This window comes from Bifidobacterium sp. LH_450, from assembly GCF_056356715.1.
On sequence record NZ_JBKEUU010000004.1, the window covers coordinates 277,852 to 295,107 of the forward strand.

The 17,256-nt window shown below is 64.9% G+C and carries 16 protein-coding genes; 1 reads left to right on the forward strand and 15 read right to left on the reverse strand.

The window, feature by feature from the left end; all coding sequences use genetic code 11:
* Positions 1 to 119 precede the first annotated feature (119 nt).
* Positions 120 to 2,435: a transglycosylase domain-containing protein gene (locus AC1AXT_RS06975; RefSeq protein WP_476540835.1), complete on the forward strand. Its 2,316-nt coding sequence runs from the start codon at positions 120 to 122 to the stop codon at positions 2,433 to 2,435.
* A 174-nt stretch (positions 2,436 to 2,609) separates the two neighbouring features.
* Here the strand turns inward: AC1AXT_RS06975 and leuA are convergent, their stop codons facing one another.
* From leuA to AC1AXT_RS07050, 15 genes are all read right to left on the reverse strand, one after another.
* Positions 2,610 to 4,520 (reverse strand): 2-isopropylmalate synthase, encoded by a 1,911-nt coding sequence (gene leuA / locus AC1AXT_RS06980; RefSeq protein WP_476540837.1) that lies wholly within the window; start codon positions 4,518 to 4,520, stop codon positions 2,610 to 2,612.
* A 183-nt stretch (positions 4,521 to 4,703) separates the two neighbouring features.
* Positions 4,704 to 5,324 carry a DUF5701 family protein gene (locus tag AC1AXT_RS06985; RefSeq protein ID WP_476540839.1) on the reverse strand — a complete coding sequence of 207 codons (621 nt, stop codon included), beginning with the start codon at positions 5,322 to 5,324 and terminating at the stop codon, positions 4,704 to 4,706.
* Positions 5,325 to 5,398: 74 nt separating this feature from the next.
* Positions 5,399 to 6,469, reverse strand: coding sequence for an aspartate-semialdehyde dehydrogenase (locus AC1AXT_RS06990; protein WP_476540841.1), 1,071 nt, complete (start codon positions 6,467 to 6,469; stop codon positions 5,399 to 5,401).
* Positions 6,470 to 6,517: 48 nt separating this feature from the next.
* The gene (locus AC1AXT_RS06995) at positions 6,518 to 7,078 is read right to left on the reverse strand and encodes an ACT domain-containing protein (protein ID WP_476540843.1); all 561 of its coding nucleotides are present in this window, start codon (positions 7,076 to 7,078) and stop codon (positions 6,518 to 6,520) included.
* A 21-nt stretch (positions 7,079 to 7,099) separates the two neighbouring features.
* Positions 7,100 to 7,864 carry an aspartate kinase gene (locus AC1AXT_RS07000; RefSeq protein WP_476540885.1) on the reverse strand — a complete coding sequence of 255 codons (765 nt, stop codon included), beginning with the start codon at positions 7,862 to 7,864 and terminating at the stop codon, positions 7,100 to 7,102.
* A gap of 119 nt (positions 7,865 to 7,983) precedes the next feature.
* On the reverse strand, positions 7,984 to 8,586 hold the full coding sequence (gene recR / locus AC1AXT_RS07005; protein WP_476540845.1) for a recombination mediator RecR: 603 nt from the start codon (positions 8,584 to 8,586) through the stop codon (positions 7,984 to 7,986).
* A 36-nt stretch (positions 8,587 to 8,622) separates the two neighbouring features.
* Positions 8,623 to 11,115, reverse strand: a complete 2,493-nt coding sequence (dnaX, locus tag AC1AXT_RS07010; RefSeq protein WP_476540846.1) for a DNA polymerase III subunit gamma/tau — start codon at positions 11,113 to 11,115, stop codon at positions 8,623 to 8,625.
* A gap of 121 nt (positions 11,116 to 11,236) precedes the next feature.
* Positions 11,237 to 12,349, reverse strand: coding sequence for a diacylglycerol/lipid kinase family protein (locus AC1AXT_RS07015; protein ID WP_476540848.1), 1,113 nt, complete (start codon positions 12,347 to 12,349; stop codon positions 11,237 to 11,239).
* Positions 12,350 to 12,392: 43 nt separating this feature from the next.
* On the reverse strand, positions 12,393 to 12,767 hold the full coding sequence (locus AC1AXT_RS07020; protein WP_476540850.1) for an Rv3654c family TadE-like protein: 375 nt from the start codon (positions 12,765 to 12,767) through the stop codon (positions 12,393 to 12,395).
* Complete coding sequence (locus AC1AXT_RS07025; RefSeq protein ID WP_476562614.1) at positions 12,764 to 13,126, reverse strand: TadE family protein; 363 nt, start codon at positions 13,124 to 13,126, stop codon at positions 12,764 to 12,766. The genes AC1AXT_RS07020 and AC1AXT_RS07025 overlap by 4 nt, the downstream gene beginning before the upstream one ends.
* Before the next feature lie 5 nt (positions 13,127 to 13,131).
* Positions 13,132 to 13,419: a DUF4244 domain-containing protein gene (locus tag AC1AXT_RS07030; protein ID WP_476540853.1), complete on the reverse strand. Its 288-nt coding sequence runs from the start codon at positions 13,417 to 13,419 to the stop codon at positions 13,132 to 13,134.
* A gap of 412 nt (positions 13,420 to 13,831) precedes the next feature.
* Positions 13,832 to 14,326, reverse strand: coding sequence for a type II secretion system F family protein (locus AC1AXT_RS07035; protein ID WP_476552924.1), 495 nt, complete (start codon positions 14,324 to 14,326; stop codon positions 13,832 to 13,834).
* A gap of 73 nt (positions 14,327 to 14,399) precedes the next feature.
* Entirely contained in the window at positions 14,400 to 15,032 is a 633-nt protein-coding gene (locus tag AC1AXT_RS07040) for a Flp pilus assembly protein TadB (RefSeq protein ID WP_476540858.1), read from the reverse strand.
* Between the two features lie 48 nt (positions 15,033 to 15,080).
* A complete protein-coding gene (locus AC1AXT_RS07045) occupies positions 15,081 to 16,037 on the reverse strand; it encodes a CpaF family protein (protein ID WP_476540860.1) in 957 nt (318 codons plus the stop codon).
* On the reverse strand, positions 16,034 to 16,969 hold the full coding sequence (locus AC1AXT_RS07050; protein ID WP_476540862.1) for a P-loop NTPase: 936 nt from the start codon (positions 16,967 to 16,969) through the stop codon (positions 16,034 to 16,036). Before AC1AXT_RS07050 ends, AC1AXT_RS07045 begins: the two co-directional genes overlap by 4 nt.
* Positions 16,970 to 17,256: the final 287 nt, after the last annotated feature.

Genomic DNA, 17,256 nt, shown 5'->3' on the forward strand with positions numbered 1-17,256 from the left:
CGGAAAAGATAGCCTAAGCCGCGGAAAACAGGCAGCGAGCGCGAAAACGGACGTCGCCTTGACAATTTCCACCCAATCGCCTAAGCGTTTTTTCTGGTGCGGCTATTACCGTGGAACGCATGGCTTCACAAGCAAGAACCGCAAGCTCGAGTCCGAACGGCAACGGTCCTCGGACCAGCCGCAGCAGTACCACCCGTGCCAAGACCGGCTCCGGCGCCCATCGCCGCAGCCAGAAGCCGAAGAACGGCAAAAAGAAGAAGAACGGCAAGAAAAAAGGCCTGTGGTGGAAAATCCTCCTGGGCGTCATCGGAGGAATCCTGGCCCTGGGCATCGGCGTATTCGCATACCTGTACGCCACCACCGACATCCCGCAGCCCGAGAGCATGGCCCTCTCGGAAAAGACGACCGTCTACTATTCCGACGGCACCACGAAAATCGGGTCGTTCGAGGAGCAGAACCGCGAAATCATCGACTGCTCGGTGCTCCCCAGCTACGTAGGCGACTCCATTGTCGCCTCCGAAGACCGCAGCTTCTATACCAACAAGGGCATAGACATCGGCGGCATCGCCCGTGCGCTGTACAACAACCTCACCACCGGCTCGCGCCAGGGCGGCTCGACGATTACCCAGCAGTACGTCGAGAGGTATTACCTCGGCGAAACGACCAGCTATTCAGGCAAGCTGCGCGAGGCGATCCTGGCCATCAAGATCGCCCAGTCGCAGGATAAGGGCACCGTGCTGTGCAACTACATGAACACCATCTACTTCGGGCGCGGAGCCTACGGCATCCAGGCGGCCGCCCAGGCGTATTTCGGCAAGGACGCGAAGGACCTGACGCCGTCGGAATCCGCCATGCTCGCCGGCATCATCCCCGCGCCGAGCAGCTGGGACCCGGCCGTCGACAAGGACAAGGCCGAAGAGCGTTTCGACCGTGTCATCCGCATCATGAAGGAGGATGGATACCTCACTGACGAGCAGGCTTCCCAAGCGAAGTTCCCCGAGGTGAAGGAATACGCGCTCGGCAACGACTTCGCCGGCGCCAACGGCTACCTGCTGTCGACGGTGGAGAACGAACTCGTTGACAGCGGGGCCTTTACCAAGGACGAGCTGGAAACCGGCGGCTACAAGGTCATCACCACCCTTGACAAGGACATGCAGTCGGAAATCCAGACGGTGGGCGACACGAGGCCGGAGGACATGCCCGACAGCATCCAGATCGGCGGCATAGCCGTCGACCCGCGCGACGGTTCCGTCAAGGCGATGTATGCCGGTTCGGACTACCTGGCCCACCAGCTCAACAACGCCACGCAGGCCACGTTCCAGCCTGGCTCGACGATGAAGCCGTTCGGCTTGCTCGGCGCGGCGCAGGACGACGTGAGCTTCAGCACGCTGTTCAACGGCAATTCCGGGTTGACGTTCGAAACGCAGCCAGGCGTCTACGCCCAGGTGCCCAACGCGCTGGGATACAGCTATGGAAGCATCAACCTCTACACGGCTACCGCCAAGTCCGTCAACACGGTGTTCATGAACCTTAACGAGCATCTGACGTCGCAGCGCTACGCGGAAATCGTCAAGGAGGCCGGCATTACCGGCGACGTCGATGCCAACACGCTGTACAACATCCTCGGCATCAATTCGATCACCGCCTGGGACCTTGCGCAAGGCCATTCGACGATCGCCGACAACGGCACGAAGAACACGCTCCACATCGTCTCGTCGGTCACGAAGGACGACAAGGAGCTCTATAAGGCCAAGTCCGACGCGACGAAGGTGTTCGATGCCAATGACTGCGCGCTGGTGCAGAAGGCCATGCTGGGCACGACGACCACCGGCGGCACGGCCCCGACGGTCCAGGCGACCGTGGGACGGCAGGTAGCGGGCAAGTCGGGTACCGCCAACGACGAGACGGCGGCCTCGTTCGTCGGCTATACGCCACAGCTGCTCAACGTCTGGGCCATCTGGAATCCAGGCGAGGACGGCAGTGCGCAGGTGGTGCCTTCCTTCGCCGGCTACGGCGTGACATCGACTGGATACCCAGCGCACCTGTTCAGCGAATTCATGTCGCAGGCGCTCGAGGGCCAGGAAGTCATCGATTTCCCGACGGCCGAGGACACCGGCAAGATCGGCGGTCCTGACGGCGATTGGGGCCTTGGTGGCAGCAGGTCGTCGTCGACCACCACGCAACCGTGGACGTCGACGAATACGGAGAACCAGAACGACTCGACCGATCAGGAGACGACGAGCACCAGCGGCTCGGGCGACGGCGACGATACGACGCAGTCCGCCCAGCCCTCCGAAACGGCCACGCCTTCGCAGACGCCGACCCAGACGCCGACCCAGCCGGAAACGACGACCGCCCCGGCGCCGCAACCGTCCACCTCGACGGCGACGGAGGAACCCCAGGCGCAGAACCAGACCACCGGTTCCACCAAGTGATGTCCGGCTGCGCATGGCGATGTCGATGACAATGGCGGCCAGATGCACAGAAAACCGGTGGCATCCGGCTGCGCATGGTGACGTCCCGCTCCATCCGGTGACGTCCTAGGCGGCAACGCAAAGGGCCCCGCGACGAATGCTCGTCGCGGGGCCCTTTGCCGTGCGTTTAGATGCTTAGCGCACCGAACGGTTGATGGCCGAAATAATGGCCTTCAGCGAGCTCGTAATGATCGACGAGTCGATGCCGACACCCCATAGCACGCGCTTTTCGGCGTCTTCGCCGATTTCGCACTCCACATAGGAAGCCGCCATCGCATCGGACCCTACGCCCATCGTATGCTCGGCGTAGTCGAGCACGCGGGCCTTGACTCCGAAGGAGCCGACGGCATCGAGGAACGCGGCGATCGGCCCATTGCCATGGCCGGTGATGCGGCGCTCCACCGCCTCTTCCTTGCCCGGCATCAGGCCACGGTCAAGCACCTTGGCGGTGAGTTCGGTATCGGACCCGTCCTCGCCAGAGGACACGGCGACCTTGAGCAGCTTCAGGCGCCCCCACTGCTCGAGGGTTTCGTCGTGCACGTCGGAAACTGCATGGCCTGCGCTCGTCGCGCCGCTTTCCTCGACCGGCAGGTATTCGTCCTTGAAGAGGCGCCAGATATCGCCGTCCGTCACTTCCTTCTTCGTGGCGTCGGCATGGGCCTGCACGACGCGGTCGAACTCAATCTGCAGGCGCTTGGGCAGGTCGAGATTGTGGTTGGCTTTGAGCAGGTAGGCCATGCCACCCTTGCCCGACTGCGAGTTGACGCGGATGATCGCTTCGTAGGAGCGGCCGACATCCTTGGGGTCGATGGGCAGATATGGCACGAGCCACACGAAGTTGTCGAGTTCGGCGCCGGCTGCCGCAGCGGCCGCTTCACGGGCCTCAAGGCCCTTCTTGATGGCGTCCTGATGGGAGCCGGAGAACGCGGTGAACACGAAATTGCCGGCGTACGGGTGGCGTTCAGACACCTTGATCTGGTTGCAGTATTCCACCGTCTTGCGGATTTCCGGCACGTTCGACAGGTCGAGCTGCGGATCGATGCCCTGCGTGAGGAAATTGAGCCCCAGCGTCACGAGGTCGACATTGCCGGTACGCTCGCCATTGCCCAGCAGGCATCCCTCGATGCGGTCGGCGCCGGCAAGGATGCCCAGTTCGGCCGCGGCCACGCCCATGCCTTCGTCGTTGTGCGGGTGCAGCGACAGCACGACCGCGTCGCGGTCGGCGAGGTTGTTCGACACGTATTCCACTTCATCGGCGAATACGTTCGGCGTCGTCATCTCCACGGTGGCGGGCAGATTGATGATCATCGGATGTTCAGGCGTAGGCTTGATGACGTCGATGACCGCGTTGCACACCTCGACGGCGTAGTCGGGCTCGGTGCCGGTAAAGGATTCGGGCGAATACTCGTAGTACAGGTCGGTGCCGTCGGCGTCGCCTTCAAGCTCCTTGCACAGGGCCGCCGCGTCGGTAGCGAGCTTCTTGATGCCCTCGCGGTCCTTGCGGAACACCACTTCGCGCTGCAGCACGGAGACGGAATTGTAGAAGTGCACGATGGCGCGGCGCGCGCCCCTGAGGCATTCATAGGTCTTGCGGATAAGGTGCTCGCGGGCCTGGGTGAGCACGACGATCGTTACGTCGTCGGGAATGAGCTCGCGCTCGATGAGCATGCGGATGAAATCGTAGTCGGTTTCCGAAGCGCTCGGGAAGCCCACTTCGATTTCCTTGAAGCCCATGTCGACGAGGAGGTTCCAGAAACGCAGCTTGCGTTCGGAATCCATCGGGTTGACCAGCGCCTGGTTGCCGTCGCGCAGGTCGACCGAGCACCAGCGCGGCGCTCGCGCCAGGCGCTTGCCGGGCCATGTACGCTCGGGATAGTCAAACGGAACCTGCTTGTCGTAGGCAACGTACTTCGTGTAGGGCATCGCGCTGGGCTTCTGTGGCGATCCAATGAAACGGGCCGGGGGCAGCAGCGGGTCATTGTTCCCTCCGTTGGATGCCGCGGCGACCGCAGCGAGATCAAATACAGATGATTGATCCTGACCCATCACTCCTCCTTCTTCAAATACGCTTGGCGATGGTTGGTCGGTGTAGAGACAGCTACGCCGTTCCCTACCCGGTTTTCAGCGGTTAGAGAGCGGCTCTTCCATCCTACCGACATAACCTTGGAATAAACGCCCGGATTCCACATGTCAAAGCGGAGTTCATAGTGTGGTCGCAAGCGTCGGCCATCACGCGAATAGCGAAACGCCGCGCCGCCCCAAACAGTACGCATTGCCCAGCCATGTATGGCGCGAATTCGGCCAGACGGCCCCTAGCCGCGGCGCATTCTGGCTCAGCCAGATGCTCGGCACGCGCCCATCGTTGCTGCGCGAGCCTAGCAGGTTGAATCCGTTCTTTTCCAGCAGCCATTCAGGGTGCTGCGTAGCGATGGCGAGCCCCTCCTCCAGCGTCAGCGGCGTGCGCTCGTCGGAGTCGATGAGCTTGCGCGCCACATCGGGTTCGCGGTTGACATAGCAGGTACCGGTGTGGGGTTCGACGACCAGGTAGAAGGGCCCCTCCGGAGGCTCGAAGCCTTTCTGGGGCACGAAGCTGGCGATATCGCGCGGCGGCATCGTCGTAAAGCCGGCCATGCGGTTGATCGACGTGCGCGCGATCAGCGATTCAGGGGAAACGAGCTCACGGGTCGGCACCAGCAGGAGGCGCGAGCCCAGGTCGCTGCCCTCCAGCGCGCGGATCAGCGGCTCCGCAAGGGCGCGGAACGCTGCGGCGCTCATGTCGGCAACGTCCGGGTACCCCAATGCGACGATGCGGTCCAGCTGCCTGCGCGCTTCATTCGATGCCTGTGACATGATTTACAGCTTAGCGCGTCCGCCGGCGGCCATCGATAGCACAAGCCGCCGGCGGAGTGGACGCGCCGCTTTTCCTAGAGCTGGTCTGCGAAATGCTTCTTCGCGACGATCTCGGCCAGTTCGACAGCGTTGAGCGCCGCGCCCTTGCGCAGGTTGTCGTTGGTCACGAAGAACGCAAGGCCCTTCTTGCCGTCGACGGCCTGGTCCTGGCGGATACGTCCCACGAAGCTCGGGGTCTTGCCGGCGGCCAGCTGCGCGGTCGGGATGTCGACGATTTCCACGGCCTCGGCGTTGGCCAGCACCTCACGGGCTTCATCCGGCGTCACGTCGCGTTCGAACTCGGCGTTGACGCTCATGCCGTGCGATGTGAAGACGCCGACGCGCACGCAAGTGCACGACGCCTTGAGGTCGGGCAGATGCAGGATCTTGCGGCTTTCGTTGCGCAGCTTCTGCTCTTCGTCGGTCTCTTCCGAACCATCGTCGACAATCGAGCCGATGAACGGCACTTCGTTGAACGCAATGGTGCGGGCGACCTTCGTCGGCTCCGGGAAGTCGATGGCGTCGCCGCCGAACACGAGCTTGTCGGCGCCCTGTTCCACGGCGGCCTTCGCCTCGTTCATCAGCTGTTCGACCCCGGCGCGGCCGGCGCCGGACACCGCCTGGTAGGAGCTGACGATCAGGCGCTTGAGGCCGAACGCATCGGCCAGCGGCTTGACGACGGGCATGATGGCCATCGTCGTGCAGTTGGGGTTGGCGACGATGCGAGACGGGATGTCGTCGAGGTCGTCCGGGTTGACTTCGGCCACGACGAGCGGCACGTCGTCATGCATGCGCCACTGCGAGGAGTTGTCGATGACGTAGGCGCCGGCCTCGGCGAACTTGGGCGCCCACTGGCGGCTGGTGCCGCCGCCGGCGGAGAAAATGGCGATATCGATGCCGCTCAGGTCGGCGGTGGCGACGTCCTCCACCACGATGTCGTGGCCGCGCCACTGCAGGACCTGTCCTGCCGAGTGCGCGGATGCCAGGAAACGCAGGTCCTTGACCGGGAAGTCGCGCTCGTCGAGCACCCGGCGCATGACCATGCCCACCTGGCCGGTGGCGCCAAGGACTGCAACGTTCACGCCGCGTTCATTGATGTGTGCCATTTTGGTTATTTCCTATCCTTCTCTTGTTCGCTTTCCAACATTTGCGGATTAGCGGCCGGTGCCGCCATAGACCACCGCTTCCACCTGATCAGCGTCTAGGCCATAGGCGGTATGGAGCGCCTTGACGGCGGCGTCGAGCTGCGGCAGCGGGACGAGCGCGGCGATGCGGATTTCCGACGTCGAAATCATCAGCACGTTGATGCCTTCGTCGCTCAGCGCCTGGAAGAACTTCGAGGCCAGGCCGGAATGGGTCTTCATGCCCACGCCGACGACGGCCACCTTGCCGACGTTCGGATTGACGTCGAACGACTCGTAGCCCAGCTCCTCCTGGTGCTCCAGCAGCACGTCCTGCACCTTGGCGGCGGCCGAGCCCGGCAGCGTGAAGGAGATGTCGGCCGTGCCGGTGGATGCGCCCGCCTGCACGATCATGTCGATGTTCACGTCCGCTTCGGCCAGGCACTTGAATACCTTCGCGGCCATGCCCGGCTCGTCGGGAACGCCGCGCACGGTGGCGAGCGTTTCGGTGCGGTCATGCGCGACCCCGGAAATGATGGGCGTTTCCTGGCCCAGATCGGGGAAGAGGTCCCCTAGCGACTTGTCTTCGTTCATTGCTCTCTCCAATCCTTACAGTCAGGCAATGTTCGGAAGCGTGGACGGGTCCACGCCATCGGGAATCACAAGGGTGCCGGGGCGGTGCGAGAAGGAGCTGCGCACATGCAGCGGCATGCCGAAACGCTGCGCGTACTCCACGCAGCGCAGCGCAAGCACCTTGGAGCCGCACGACGCCATTTCCAGAATGGCTTCGTAGCCAATGACCGGAATGCGCCGGGCCGTCGGCACGATGCGCGGGTCGGCGGTGAAGACGCCGTCGACGTCGGTATAGATTTCACAGATATCCGCGCCCAGCGCCACGGCCAGCGCCACGGCGGACGTATCGGAACCGCCGCGGCCGAGAGTGGTCGCGTCGCCATTGCCGTCACGGCCCTGGAAGCCGGCGACGATGGCTACGCTGCCCTTGCCAAGGGCACGGCGCACGCGGTCAGGATTGACCGCCTTGATATGTGCGGCGCCGAACTGGGCGTCCGTCATGAAGCCGGCCTGCGAGCCGGTGAACGAATAGGCATGCGAACCGGCGGCGTGGATAGCCATGGCGAGCAGGCTCATGGAAATGCGTTCGCCAGCCGTCATCAGCATGTCCATTTCACGGGCCGGCGGATCGGAATCGATGCTCATCGCCTGGTCGATGAGGTCATCGGTGGTATCCCCCATCGCCGACACGACGACGGCAACGTCGTTGCCAGCATTCTTGGTCTCGATAATCCTTCGCGCTACGCGTTTGATCGAATCGGCGTCGGCGACCGAAGAGCCGCCGTATTTCTGCACGATAAGAGCCACAGCAATCCAATCTGTCATACGGAAATAGCGTTCTCACGCCAAAGTGTACGCAAACAGGACGATTATAAGGGTATGCTACGCGTCTGCAGCGCGGCCCTCCCACGATACGAAAACCGCGGCTACGCTTCCCGGCGTCCGGCGAGCGCGCGCGAGAGCGTGATTTCGTCGGCGTACTCGAGGTCGCCGCCTACCGGCAGGCCGCTGGCGAGCTTCGTGACCTTCACGTCCAGGGGCGTGAGCAGCCGGCTCAGGTACGTCGTCGTCGCCTCGCCCTCGATGTTCGGGTTGAGCGCCACGATGATTTCCTTGACTTCGTCGCCCTGCAGCCGCTGCAGCAGCGACGCGATCGCCAGGTCGGACGGCCCGACGTTGGCCATCGGGTTGATCGTGCCGCCAAGCACATGGTAGAGCCCCCGGTATTCGCGGGTGCGCTCGATGCTCATGACGTCCTTGGGCTCTTCGACGACGCAGATGAGCGAATGGTCCCTGCGCGGGTCGGAACAGATCGCGCAGGGGCTGTGCTCGCAGACGTTCCCGCAGATTTCGCAGAACGTCACCTTGTCCTTGACCTCGGTAATGGCCTCCACCAGGCGGTCGGTTTCCTCACGGGACGCCGAAAGCAGGTAGAAGGCGATGCGCTGCGCGCCCTTCGGGCCAATGCCGGGCAATGCGGCGAACGCGTCGATCAGGCGCTGGATGGCGCCATCGTATGCCAATGCCATATCAGTTTCCTCCTGGCGCCTTGAGGGCGCTGTGCGCTATTCGAACTCGCCCTTCCGCGCGTGCATGTTCTTCGGGTTCTTCGGGTCGTCAGGCGCGAACGTCTCGACCTTCTTCACCTCGAAGATCTCCTTGAGCTCGTCAAGCCCCATTTCGCCGGCGCTTTCCAGCGACTGGTCGCTCAATGAATAGACGTCTTCCTCAGGCGCCACCGGTTCTTCCGGCTCCGGCTCGGCCGGCGCTGCAGGCACATGCGCCCCCCACCCGGAGGATGCGGCGGCCGGTTCGACATGCTCCCATGGATCGGCCTGCGCCTGCGCCGGCGCCTTGGCTTCGTCGTGATGCGCCTGGGAAGCGGGCGGGTTCGCCCATGGGTCCTCGTCGTCATCCGGATCGGGAACCGGCACGCGCTTCGGCTCCGCCGCCGGCGCATGCGCCGGCTGGGGCGCCGGGTTCGCGGGCTGCCCGAAATGCGTTTGCATCCGTCCGATCTGCTCGGCGCTGGCCGCCCATGGATCCTCCTCGTCGTCGGCTGCGCCGGAGGCGGATGAGCCTGCCGGCGTGGAACGGCTGCTCGCAGTCGACGGCGACGCGGACGCGACGGTATGGCCGGACTGGTTGGACGCGGACGCATCCCCCCGCAGGGCAAGCCCCATCTTTTCCTGCAGGCTGGCCTGCGCCACCTGCGCCTTCACCTGCTGCTGGCGAGCGGGGTCGAGCTTGCTGAACGCCGGGGCCTTCTGGCCGTCGGCCATCTTCTCGGTGGGGGCCAGCTGTACGCGTTCGCCGAACGTTTCGCGCACGCGCGCACGCATGATGTCCGGCAGGCTCATCGTTCCGGAAATGGGGTCGTTGATGACGGCAAGCGCGAAGGCGTATTTGCTGACCGGCTTGTCGAACTTGATCCACAGCCGTTCCCGGCCGCTGGCCTTGTCGGGAGCAAGCATGACGCGGGGCACCTTGGCGCGGTTGACATAGCGCTGGGCATCAGCCGGCAATGCGGCCACGATGGCGTCCCATCGCTCATCGACGGAAGCGCCTTCGCCGTGCGCGGCCGGCTGGGCGGAGTCCTGGGACGCTGCGGGTACGCCTGCCCCTGCAGCCGATGCCGGAGCCGGAGGCTGCGCCGGGGCCGAAGGCTGCTGCGCAGCGGCCGTCGCCTGCACTGTCTGGCGCTCGGGGATGGCTGCAGGAGCCGGGGCGGCCGGCGTCGGGGAGCCATGGCCCGCTCCGGTAGCCTGAGAAGAAGAGGACTCTGCGTCGGATTGGGCGGCAGGCGTATGCTGCTGCGGGGCTGCCGCCTTCTTCGCGCCGATGAAACCGCCCTGTGCCTGAGCGGCCGCCATGGCCTGTTCCTTGGAGACGGCCGTCGAGGCAGGGGGCGCCGCTGCGGCCGGTACGCCCTGCGCACCGGCAATGGCAAAGCCTAGCTCGCGTCCCGCCATCAGGCGCGCCGCAAGCAGCTCCAGGCGCATGCGGCCCGAAACGGCGCCGCTCATCGACGCCAGCGCCTCGTCAAGCGTTTCGGCCATCGCCGTCAGCATCGGCAGTCCCAGCTCATCGGCCTGCTGGCGCATCGCGCCAAGCCGGTCGGCCATGTCGTCGCCAAGCACCTGCGCCGCTTCATCGCCGCTGATGGCGATGACAAGGAGGTCGCGTACGCGGGCCAGCAGGTCCTCGACGAAACGCCGTCCGTCGAACCCTCCGACCACGACCTTCTGGATCACCCCGTACAGCGCGGCACCGTCGTTCGACGTGAGCGCGTCCATGGCTTCGTCGATCAGCACGTCCGGCGTAAAGCCCAGCAATGCCACCGCGGAATCGTAGGCGATGACGCCATCCTCGGCGCCGACCATCAGCTGGTCCAGCACCGACAGCGTGTCACGCACGGAGCCGCCGCCGGCCCGCATCGCCAGCTTCAGCACGCCTCCTTCAGGCTGGATGCCTTCCTCCTGGCAAATGCCTTCAAGATACGGGCCCATGATTTCCTGCGGGACCAGGCGGAACGGGTAATGGTGGGTACGCGAGCGGATGGTGCCGATGACCTTTTCGGGCTCGGTCGTCGCGAAGATGAACATGACGTGTTCCGGCGGCTCCTCGACGATTTTCAGCAGCGCATTGAAGCCCTGCTGCGTAACCATGTGCGCTTCGTCGAGGATGAAGATCTTGAACCGGTCGCGCGCAGGCGCGAATCCGGCTCGTTCGCGCAGCTCGCGGGCGTCGTCGACGCCGTTGTGGCTGGCGGCGTCGATTTCGACGACGTCGATGGAGCCTGGGCCGCCGGTAGCCAGGTCCCGGCAGCTGTCGCATTCGCCGCACGGATGCGACGTCGGGCCCTTGACGCAGTTGATGCAACGCGCCAGAATGCGCGCCGAGCTGGTCTTGCCGCATCCCCTCGGCCCTGAAAACAGGTAGGCATGGGTGAGCCGGTTGTTGTCAAGGGCATGCATCAGCGGGACCGTTACCTGATCTTGGCCGATGACGCGGTCGAACGTGTCCGGACGATACCGGCGATACAACGCTAATGCCATAAGTCTTAGATTCCCTCGTGTGGTTTCCTACGGTTTCTAACCTACCGCCAGCCCGTCATGACGGCAGCGCCAAGCAACGCGCCATGCGTCGCGCTGACGCGCAAAACGCGTGGCGTGGGCCTCACTTCGCTCCGTTCTCGACGAAACGTCCGGTAAGGGGGTCGCGCCCATCGCGACGGATGGCCTCGATGACCGACGCCTCGGTAGTGTTTTCGAACTCTTCGGCTACGGCTGGCGGGACCAGAATGCGCAGTCCGCGGTCCACGACCGATACCTGCACCGGAATCGTGCCCACGTACTCGCCATCGGCCATCAATACCGGCGGCTCCTCCCCTTGGGAGGAACGTTCGATGGTCACCGAACGCACACGCTGCCATCCGAGCACCGGGCAGCTGAGGATCCGGCCGGCATACGCCCGCTTGACGGCCTGCGCGCATTCGCGCAGCGTCGGCTTGTGCTCGAGCCAGATCAGGTCGAGCATGCCGTCCGCGAACAGCGAATACGGCGACACCTCGATCCCGCCGCCGATATGGCGGGAATTGGCCACCGTCAGCATGGACGTGAGCAGATCGTAGGTATGCACGGAACCGTCCGCAAGCGTAGCGGTAACCGTGTAGCCGTATTCCTTCAAATGCATCACTTCGCGCACGACGGCGGCCAGGTAGCGCAGCGAACCGTTGGGCAGGTGCGAGTGGTTGGCCCGGTCGTTGACCTTGGCGTCCAGCCCGCACGACAGCATGCCGGCGAAATAGCGGTCGATGGCCCGCTGGCCTTCGCAGGGCTTGCCGGTGCTCGTATCGACGGCACACGCCCCGGGCAGCGACGTCACATGGCCAAGATCGACGTCGATGTGACAATCGCGCACGATGGCGCCGACGATGCCTTCGACGGCGGTTTCCAGGCGGTTGACGGGCAGCTTGAGGCCTCGGGCGAAGTCATTGCCCGAGCCCATTGCGACGATGCCCAGCGGCTTGCCGGTGCCGCCGACGGCATTGACCCCGAGCGAGATCATGCCGTCGCCGCCCACCACTACCAGCCAGTCGTACTCGTTCCAGCTGCTGCGCGCATTGTGCAGCGATTCATCGAAGCTGCCCCCGGTCAGGTCGATGACGACGAAACCGTGGTCCCGGCCTTCGGCTTCCAGCAGTTCGCGGACCTTGCGGCTGGCCTTTGCGCCGCTTCCCTTGGCCGAAGTGGGGTTGCCGATGACGGCTATCGTCTTTGCTCTTGTCATAAGCAATACGATAATCATCGACACGCTCCGATGCACGCATTCGCTAGCGGGCTTCGCACTCGCGGGGGCCTGCCCGCGATGAGCGGACCGCTTCCGGCAGGAGCGCCACGCCTGTGGAACGGCGTACCGTAACGACAACGTCCATGGCGTCCAGCTCGCACTGCTGCAGCTGCGCGCCATTGGCGCTTGCGGCCTGCGCAGCGCGTCCGCAAGGATCGCTGGCGCCATCCCACAAGGCGTTCGCTCCGGCGAGCGCCGCCAGGTCGGCGGCATCGCGCGCTTCCATGACGTTGACCACAATGGCCGCGCCGCTGGCTATGGCCACCAGCAAAAGGGCAGCAGCCAGCACCAGCGCCGCACCCGCAACGGTGCCGCTGCCTTCGTCCTGGGCGCCGTGGCTGCCCGGCTTGCGATTCATTGCGCCACTCCAGTGGCGGATCCCTCGACGGTCATCGGCAGGACGCCCAATGGATCGGCAATGACCGGGCAGGCCACGGTAACGGTGAACGTGGCGTCTACGTCGCCGCTGACGGCGACGCTGCTCGCCGCGCCGGCTGTGTTTGAAACTATGGAGGCGACATCGGCCTCATCTCCTTTCACTACGAGGGCACGGGCGGCGGTCGCCGCCGCGTCCTGGCATTCCATGCGCACGACCGAAGCGCGCGCCATGTACAGCAGGAGCGCGGCGAGCATGACGACTACGGGGAGCACCAGCGCGAATTCAGCCGTTGCGCTCCCTTCGTCGCCATCCTGGCGGCCGTCCTCGTGCCTCTTCACCGCCATCACCCCACGTTCAATGCGTTCTGGATGATGTTGGTGAGCAATGCCTTGACCGTGTCGGACTTCAAGAGCGCGACCAACACGGCCGCGAATCCGGTAGCTGCCACCAGAACAACTGCGTATTCTGCGGTGGCGGCCCCTTCTTCCGGTTCCGCCTCAAGGATGCGCATGCGCGCATCGAATTGCACGGCGCTGCGACGCACGGCATCGTTCCAGCGCTGCACCCGGTCGCCAAACCGTTTCATTGCGGCTGGCCACCCATCTTCGTTGGTGGGGACCAAGAGTTCCATTGTCATTGTCCTTTCTGCTAGTGCCAATGAGGTTCATTGGGGTGCATGTCGGCCGAACACGCTTCCGGCGGCAACCGGATGCCTACCACTGTCGCTCATGGAAGCCCTCGAGGGCCACCAGGAAGAAGGGTTGTGGATGGCAACGTGTGTCATCCACAACCCGCTTCGCACCCCTGTGGATAACTGCAAACACGGGGAAGCCCCGGCGAAACGCCGAATGAGGCATGAGGAAGGAAAGCTAGTCCGAGAGAGGGAAGCGAAAAACAAGCGGGAGAGGAAGAGAGGAAGAGAGGAAGAGAGGAAGAGAGGAAGAGAGGGAAAGAGGGAAAGAGGGAAAGAGGGAAAGAGGGAAAGAGGGAAAGAGGGAAAGAGAGGAAGGGGAAAGGAGAGATGTGGCTGGAATCCGCTGGGCTCACTGCAGCGCGAACGAGGCGATGGCGGGGATGACGCCGATGCACACGAACGACGGCAGGAAACACAGGCCCATAGGCAGCAGCAGCCGTACCGACAGCTTCGAAGCCTGTCGTTCGATGGCCATGCGTTCGCGCACGGACAGGCGTTCGACGGCGCCTTCCAGCCGCGTGCATGCGGGCACGCCATGCTCCCACGAATCCCGCAGCTCGTCGCGCAATGCCTCCAGCATTGGCTGCCGGCAACCTGCACAAGCCAATTGCCATGCATCGTCCCATGACGCGCCGCCCAGCAGGCTCGCGCCGGCCTGGGCCAGCGCATGGCCGACGTCGCCTTCCACCACGGCGCCGGCTTCCTGCAGCGCCTGCGGTATCGGCTGGCCGGCCTGGAGCGCCACGTCGATCAACGCCATCGCCACATCCGGCGCCAGCTCCTGCGCATCGTGGCGCTCGGTTCCGTCGGCGCCCGAATCGCCGCCAGCCGGCAGCCCGCGCAATCTGGCATCGCATGGACGCCTGCATAACATGCCGGCGACACCCAACGCCGCCAACGCCACGAACGGCCACCCGCTAGCCATCACAATGCCCTTCGTCGAGCAGTATGCGCATCCAGGCCAGTCCGGCGGCATAGCAGCCCAATCCGATTGCCAGGCACAGCGCTCCGGGCGTCCCTCCCAGCAAAAACGCCAGCGGATGCGCACCCAGCGCCTGCGCGAGCAGCACCGTAAGCGCGGGCAACGCGGAGAGCAGCCGTACCGTCGCCTTCGGAACGGCCATGGCGTTGCGCTGCAGGTCCCTGCGCAACGCAAGCCTGCCATATGCCTTGCGCACCGCATGGCATCCGCGCGCGTGGCTGCAGCCGAGCCGCTCCCCCAATCTCAGTGCGGCTTCAAGGCCGCGGGCCGCTTGCACGACGTCCGGCAGCGGTTCGTCGCTTCGCCGGCAGCCGCACAGCCACCCCTCGATGCGCTCGCCGTCTATCGCGCCTTCGCAATCGACGTGGCAGCCCAAGCCGGCATAGGCAAACGCGGTATGCAGGTCCGCGCCGGACTCCAGCGAACCCGATAGCCCAAGCAACGCCGCATCAATGCCGCACCGACGTTCTTCGGCGCCTCCCGCAAGGTTGCCGGGCTGCGTTGCCGGATCCGGCAAGTCCATGCACCGCGCCGGGCGCCGCAGCAACAGCCATGCAGCGGTAGCCAACGCTCCCACTAGCCATCCCAATCTTGAATTCCCCCTTTTCCAAGTCGACTACAGCGTCCGGCCGTCCCAGCGGGCGCAGACCGTTCCCGTCAAGCGCCCGTCGCATACGTCGATCGTGCCGATCTGGCCGATGAAGCGGCGACGCCCCTGTCGCTGCACAAATACGACCGCATCGAAGGCCTGCGCCGCCAGCATCGTCAGCGATTGCAGCGGCAGCCCCGCCAGCAGTCCCAGTCCGAGCAGTCGCGCCGGCACCTGCTCGACGCCGTTGGCATGCAGCGTCGTCATTGCACCACGATGGCCGGTGTTGAGCGCCCGCAGCAAATCGGCCACCTCTTCGCCGCGGCATTCGCCGACGATGATGCGGTCGGGGCGCATGCGCAACGTCGCCTTGACCAGGTCGGCGAGGCTGACGGCGCCGGCACCTTCCGCATTCGCGTTGCGCGCGGCCAGCGAGACGACGTGCGGATGCGGCACGCCATCCAGTTCACGCACTTCCTCGACGGCGACGATGCGGTCGCTGGGCGCGCATTCAGCAAGGAGCGCCTTCAGCAACGTCGTCTTGCCGCTGCCCGTCGAGCCTGCGATCAGCAGATTGCGCCGCGCACGCACCATGCGGCGCAGTCCATCCACCCATGGCTCAGGGCACAGGCCTTGCGCCGCCAGCGCGTCGAGCGACATATGCCGTGCAGCCGGCAACCGTATGGAAATGCAGGCGCCTTCCGGCACCAGCGGCTCCAGCACCGCATGCAGACGCAAGCCGTCGGCGGTGCTGGCGTCGGCGATTGGCGCCGCGTCATCCAAGCGGCAGCCCAGCTGCGCGCACAGGCGCACGGCCAGCTCCCGGACGACCGGCGGCCCTTCCAGCGCGAACGGCGTAGCAGCCCGCTGCACCCCGTCGCCGGCATCGACCCATACGGTGCCGTCAGGCGTCACCATGATGTCGGTCACCGACGGGCAATCCGCCAACGGCGCCAGCGGACCGAGCATGATCCGCCCGCTCATAGCGCCCGATCCACCTGCTGCGCCACCTGTTCGATGGCGGTGCGATGGCGGCGCGGAATGCCGGACATGCCAAGGCCTTCCAGCAGATCGCCGCACAGCCGGCTATCCGCATGTACCGGACCTGCGATATCGCATTCCAGGTACGCGCATGCCTCGTCAAGGCTTACCGTTCCGCGCCGGCGTGACGAGGATGTGGGGTCGACGCCGATAACGGCAAGAATGGCGCCTTCCTGCGGCGGCCGGCGCGCGTCCGCCGCAGCGGAGGAACGGCGCACCGTCTGCGTGAGCGCCTTGAGCCATTCCATATGGGCCTTGGCCCGTGCCAGCCCCAGCACCGTCAGCTCGGCGACGACCACATGCAGACCCTTGCGCAACGCATCCACCTCGTCGATGCCGGTGCCATGCCCTGCATCGACGACGGTCACCGCATTGACCGAGGCGAGCGCTTCAAGCGCCGCCTGCACTTCCCACCATCGCGGCGCCTGCCCGGCCCATGGCTGGTAGGCCAGCACATGCACGTCCTGCCAGCACGGCAATTCCGCCGTCAACGCGGCGCCGTCCAGCATGCCGAGCGGCGCGTGGATGGAATGCCACCGCTTGCCTTCCTCGTGCTCGATGCCGAGCAGCACGTCGAGGCCGCCGCCGTTGGCCGCGGTATCGGCATCCACCAACGCCACCGAGGCATGCCGGCGGCGCAGCTGCCATGCAAGCATCGCGGCCAATGTCGTCGTGCCGACTCCCCCGCTGGCCGACGAACACGTCACCAGCGTCGCCGCGGGGCTATCGGCCACCATTGCAGACGCATGGGGCGCAGCCGAACGCTGCGCTTCGTGCGGCACGAAGAACCTCGAGGGGTCGTCCACGCTGCGCGGCGGCATCCCTCCGCCATCAGGCCCAAGAGGGGCCTGCGTCATCATCCGTAAACTGTCCATGACGCGATTGAACCGCCGCCGGCCTAGCCACGCAATGCCGTACGTCCCTTGTGGATTGCAGACCACCCATCCACAGCCATCCCCAGCCACATCGTCGGGCTAACGGCCAATGGGGCTAATGATCAAAATGCGTGTCTGAACAGGTCGTGGAGGCGTTGATGCTGCTTGCGTACGGGTTAAGTAACAAAAGATGGGTCTTATATTGGCGTCCATCCGTTGCGGCGCTTTGCGTGTCGGGGTGCCTTTAATCCGAAAAGAGTTAAAAGGGGCGTGACGCGGCCTGTTTT

Excerpts from the sequence above, each read along its gene's own strand:
- AC1AXT_RS06975 (WP_476540835.1), top strand. The coding sequence starts at position 120 with ATGGCTTCACAAGCAAGAACCGCAAGCTCGAGTCCGAACGGCAACGGT.
- leuA (WP_476540837.1), bottom strand. The coding sequence starts at position 4,520 with ATGGGTCAGGATCAATCATCTGTATTTGATCTCGCTGCGGTCGCCGCG.
- AC1AXT_RS06985 (WP_476540839.1), bottom strand. The coding sequence starts at position 5,324 with ATGTCACAGGCATCGAATGAAGCGCGCAGGCAGCTGGACCGCATCGTC.
- AC1AXT_RS06990 (WP_476540841.1), bottom strand. The coding sequence starts at position 6,469 with ATGGCACACATCAATGAACGCGGCGTGAACGTTGCAGTCCTTGGCGCC.
- AC1AXT_RS06995 (WP_476540843.1), bottom strand. The coding sequence starts at position 7,078 with ATGAACGAAGACAAGTCGCTAGGGGACCTCTTCCCCGATCTGGGCCAG.
- recR (WP_476540845.1), bottom strand. The coding sequence starts at position 8,586 with ATGGCATTGGCATACGATGGCGCCATCCAGCGCCTGATCGACGCGTTC.
- dnaX (WP_476540846.1), bottom strand. The coding sequence starts at position 11,115 with ATGGCATTAGCGTTGTATCGCCGGTATCGTCCGGACACGTTCGACCGC.
- AC1AXT_RS07015 (WP_476540848.1), bottom strand. The coding sequence starts at position 12,349 with ATGACAAGAGCAAAGACGATAGCCGTCATCGGCAACCCCACTTCGGCC.
- AC1AXT_RS07020 (WP_476540850.1), bottom strand. The coding sequence starts at position 12,767 with ATGAATCGCAAGCCGGGCAGCCACGGCGCCCAGGACGAAGGCAGCGGC.
- AC1AXT_RS07030 (WP_476540853.1), bottom strand. The coding sequence starts at position 13,419 with ATGGAACTCTTGGTCCCCACCAACGAAGATGGGTGGCCAGCCGCAATG.
- AC1AXT_RS07045 (WP_476540860.1), bottom strand. The coding sequence starts at position 16,037 with ATGAGCGGGCGGATCATGCTCGGTCCGCTGGCGCCGTTGGCGGATTGC.
- AC1AXT_RS07050 (WP_476540862.1), bottom strand. The coding sequence starts at position 16,969 with ATGGACAGTTTACGGATGATGACGCAGGCCCCTCTTGGGCCTGATGGC.